This window comes from Microcoleus sp. PH2017_28_MFU_U_A (assembly GCF_020738035.1).
In the GTDB taxonomy this organism is placed as follows: domain Bacteria; phylum Cyanobacteriota; class Cyanobacteriia; order Cyanobacteriales; family Microcoleaceae; genus Microcoleus.
Map to the genome: position 1 here is coordinate 1 of NZ_JAEQCX010000204.1, position 5,083 is coordinate 5,083.

General features: G+C 43.6%; 2 protein-coding genes. Both read left to right on the top strand.

Going from position 1 to position 5,083, the window contains the following annotated elements:
• Nucleotides 1-4,117 (top strand): RHS repeat-associated core domain-containing protein (locus JGK14_RS33445; RefSeq protein WP_325315989.1); only part of this gene is annotated, 4,117 nt, incomplete at its 5' end.
• A 40-nt stretch (nt 4,118-4,157) separates the two neighbouring features.
• On the top strand, nt 4,158-4,805 hold the full coding sequence (locus tag JGK14_RS33450) for an SMI1/KNR4 family protein (protein ID WP_293271835.1): 648 nt from the start codon (nt 4,158-4,160) through the stop codon (nt 4,803-4,805).
• Nucleotides 4,806-5,083 lie beyond the last annotated feature (278 nt).

The window sequence follows — 5,083 nt, forward strand, 5'->3', positions numbered from 1 at the left end:
CGATAGTAAAGGTGATTTGGTTGCTGTTAAGGATAGGGAGAATAATACGACTAGCTTTAAGTATGAAGCTGCGAATAATCCTCACTTTTTGACTGAGGTTGTTGATGCTTTGGGAAGGACTGGGGTGAAGACTGGATATGATGATTCTGGTCGTTTAAAGCAGATGATTGATGCCAACGGTTCTGCGGTGGAGTTGGTTTACGATCCGAATAATTCGCTTCAGAAAGTTAAGGATGTTTTTGGGAAGGAGACTACTTATGTTTATGACAGTCGGGGGAATGTTTTAACTGAGATTGACCCGTTAGGGAAGAGGATTGATAGGACTTTTGATGGGGATAATAATGTTCTGACTTCTACTGTTTTTACTGCGAAAACAGGACTGAATGGGTGGACGACTGAGTGGAGTTATGACGCCAAGGGGAATAAGTTATCTGAGAAAAATGCTTTGGGGAATGTGACTCGATATAGTTATAATCAATTTGGACAAATCCAAACTAAAACCAACCCATTAGGTCGAACGATTACCTACAAATATGACAACAGAGGTAATCTTTTGTCTACTGATAACTCTCTTGGCATCACAAAACAAACCTACGATCGCCTCGGCAATATCACTGCAATTATTGATGCACAAGGACGAGAAACTAAATTTGAATATGACTCAGTTGGCCGAGTAACTCGTCAAATTGATGCGCTAGGTAACTCAACTACTTACACTTATGATGCCAGTGGAAAAACACTCACCGAAACAACCACATTCGCCACTACAAACGGCTCGCGGACACTTATTAAAAGGTGGACTTACGATGGTGAAGGTCGCGTTACCTCAGAAACCGATCCACTCGGCAATGTTATCCAATACGAATATGACAGACTAGGTAATATGACTGCCCTCATAGAAAAAGGCATGAACAATCGTCGTACCGAATATCGTTATGATGCAAAAGGTCAGCTCGAACAAACTTTGTATGCTGACGGTACATCCGTGCGTTCTATTTATGATGCAGCCGGTCGAGAAATCGCCACTATTGACCAAAAAGGACAGACTACTCACTTCGTCTATGATGCTTTAGATCGTCTCATCGAAACTATTTATCCCGATAACACGCCTAGTGACCTTTCTGACAACCCCAGAACCAAAACTGAATACGATAAAATCGGTCGCATCAAAGCCTCTATTGACAAACGAGGGAATCGCATCGAGTATGAGTACGATAAAGCGGGTCGCCCTATCCTTATCCGCGATGCTCTCAACAACGAAACTAAATATACCTATGATGCAGCCGGAAATAGGCTGACCGCAACCGATGCTAGAAACCAGACAACCAAGTTTGTCTATGACGCCCTGGGCCGCCAGGCGGAAACTCATTTCGCAGATGGTACTCGTAACATCACTACCTACGATGCTGTTGGACGACGGAGTTCTTTTACAGACCAAGCTGGTCGCACGACCTATTTTGTTTACGATGGGCTGAATCGACCTGTTGAGGTTATTCATCCAGATGACACGCCATTAGACCTCTCAAACAACCCCAGAACTAAGACTGAGTATAACGAATTCGGTTGGGTTACTGCCCGGATTGATGAATTGGGGAACCGCCAAGAATACGAGTACGATGAAAAAGGTCGTCTAATTGAGTCTCGCAGCGATTGTCTTTGCCGTCGCAAAGCCTACACCTACGATGCGTTTGGAAATCGGATTAGCGAAACAGATCAGCTAGGACGCACGACTTCTTTTGTTTACGATAGGCTAAACCGTCTCGTAGAAACTCGCTTCCCCGATCGCTCCTACACAACTACTACCTATGATGAATTGGGGCGGGTTAAAACTCAGACAGACCAAGCTGGAAAAACCACTGAATTTGAGTACGATGCCTTGAATCGCTTGAGTGCCGTTGTTGATGCGCTCCAGCAGCGGACGGAATACAAGTATGACTTAGCTGGTAACTTAATTCAAGCCAAAGATGCCAACCAACACATCACGCAGTACGAGTATGACAAATTGAACCGCCGCACTGCTACTATCCTGCCCTTGGGACAGCGATCGGACACTACCTACGACCCGCCTGGTAACATTGCTAGCACCGTTGATTTCAATCGGAATACTATTACCTACGAGTACGACAAACTCAACCGCACGATCGCTAAGCGGTTCCCTGACACCACCGCAGTCGAGTACACTTACACGCCAACGGGTCAAATTAAAACTACCAAAGACCAGCGGGGGATAACCACCTATGATTACGATGTGCGGGAGCGACTGATTTCTCGAATTGACCCCGACAACCAATTCATCCGCTATCGCTATGATGCAGCTAGCAACCGCACTGAGGTCATTACTCCCACTGGCACAACTAAATACACCTATGGCAAATACAATCAGTTGGAGACAGTCACAGACCCCAACTTGGGACTTACCCGGTACACTTATGACAAGATAGGGAATCTCGTCCGCACCGTATTGCCCAACAGTACGGTTGAAACTCGCCAGTATAACGACTTGAATCGGTTGGTGCTCTTAGAAAATACTGGGCCTTCTGGAGTGATTTCCAGTTATCGCTACACGCTAGATCCAGTTGGAAATCGCAAGGTTGTGGAAGAACATGACGGTCGCAAGGTTGAGTACAATTACGACCCTCTCTATCGGTTAACTCAGGAGAAAATTACCGACCCGGCTGCAAGTAATCGCACAATTGACTATACCTACGATCCTGTAGGAAATCGCCTGAGCAGTAATGATTCTGTAACTGGGATGACAAACTATACCTACAACAATAACGATCGATTGTTGAGTGATGGCAGCAATAGCTACACTTATGATAACAACGGTAATACTCTATCTCGGATTAAAGATGCCACAGATCGAGTAGTTTACAATTGGGATTATGAGAATCGCTTGATTGGGGCGAATATTACCAGACCTACTGGCACTGTTCAAACTCAATACAAATACAATCCCGATCATATCCGGGTGGCGACAACAGTCAACGGACAGGAAACTCGCTACTTAATTGATGCAAATCAGCCTTATGCACAAGTGTTGGAAGAGTATGCCCCTGGCGGTGCTGTGCAAACTTCTTATGTTTATGGAAATGATTTGATTTCTCAGAATCGGGGCGGGGTGCGATCGTTCTATCATGTGGATGGTTTGGGCAGTACGAGAGCTTTGACAAATGCTAGCAGTACGGTTACGGATACTTACGATTATGAGGCTTATGGGAGTTTATTAGGTTCGGTAGGTAATACAGTCAATAACTATCGCTTTGCGGGCGAGCAGTTCGATCCTTATCTGGGCGATTACTATCTCAGAAGGAGGTACTACGACTCTGACAGCGGGCGGTTTACAACTACAGATCCGTTTGAGGGGTGGTTGGAGGAGCCATTATCAAGAGCGAAGTATCCTTACGTGCATGGGAATCCGGTAAATGCGATCGATCCTACTGGGTTGTTTTTACAGGACAGTGGCGCTGCTATGAGTATCTCCTCTATTCTGTCTACCTTTCAATATCTGTCACCTTATGTGGGAGCCGCCGGAGCTGGACTTGTTTTTTCAAGCGGGAGTTCTAGAATAAGAAGTTTACCCTCACCAGTGGCTATAGCAATAACCACGCAGTGCGCTTTAAACAACGATCCTGAGTGTAGAACGGGATTGCCGATCGTTGTCTATGCGGCGGGAAATTTGGAAGACCATGCAAAACACATAAATGATGCTCAAAAGGGTTTCGGGAATGTAAGGATTCAGGAACAACGAAGCTTACTCCCAGCCGTCTTAACTAGAGGACTTCCCCAGCGGACAAATCCGCCTTGGTATGAGGACACTGTATACTGTGACGATGATGCTAGGGATGCTTATCAAAGCACATTTTTTAGAAGACCTGCCTGTGATGAATATCCTTTTGATTCAACCAATGAAGGAGGACCAGGCAATTATAACTTGAATAGGGTTTCCCTAAAATTTGTAGATTTAGGGGAGTCAAACCGACAAGGACAGCTAATGAGAGCTTTTTACAGAGAAGCCAATATCCGTGTTACCGATTCGTTTGGTGTTATTACTCTGCCAGAACAACGGATTAATTCATATTGGATCGATCGAAATGGTGTAATTGGTAGACCTTAAGCCGGAATTTCATTAATTTTTTACTCAAAGGAGTCTGATAATGGTAGTATTAACAAACGCATTGGAGCGCATCTTAAAGGGGATGCAAAAAAACGATCCACAAATAGCTTCTCTTTTACAACCCGGACTAAAATTTTGGGAAATTGAGGAAAAACTGAGAGTTTTACCATTCCGTTTGCCTCAAGATTTTTATGGGTTTTACCAATGGAAAAACGGTTTTATATCTACAAGCAAAAAACGTTTTTCAAGTTTTGGTGGTCACGATTTTTTTGACTTAGATTGGCTAATCAAAAACTACTTTTTTACGATAGAAGACGAGAAAAAAAATGCTGATTTCTCTAAGAGATTTCCTGCTGAACACCCTAGAACCCCCCAATGGTTTTCTCTTTTAGGCCATGATAAGCAAGATTATTTTATCATTGGCGAACAAGAACAAAAACAAACATCTCCCGTGTTTTGTTTTGACTACGGAAATTGGGATGATTTTAGACCCAAGTTAAAATATAGTTGCCTTACTTCCATGATGCTAACCATTGCCGAATGTTATGAAACAGGTGCTTACTATGACTACAAGGTGGAAGGACGAGATACAACATGTTTCGGAATGAATTACCCAGCAGCAGAATCCATTCGCAAAAAATACAACCCCGATTGTGAGTACGACGCTCTTATAGAAGAACTTATCTAGAAGAGAAATAAGGTGGACGAGAAAATTATAATGAAGGACGAGTATCACTTCAATTAGTTCCCAAAACTGAGGCGAGACCACAGGGTACACTAATGAATAACGTAATCTACGAGAAGCTGGTGTTGTCAAAGGAGACGTTTTTAAGAAGTGGTATGGTGTTGTTTCAATACCCGAACTACCTAGGGCTTGCTGAAAAATCAATCACATATTGCGTGGCATAGGTTTAGATGGCGCGAGGGAGAAAAAAGTGCAAGATAAACAGGTAATATAGATCAAAA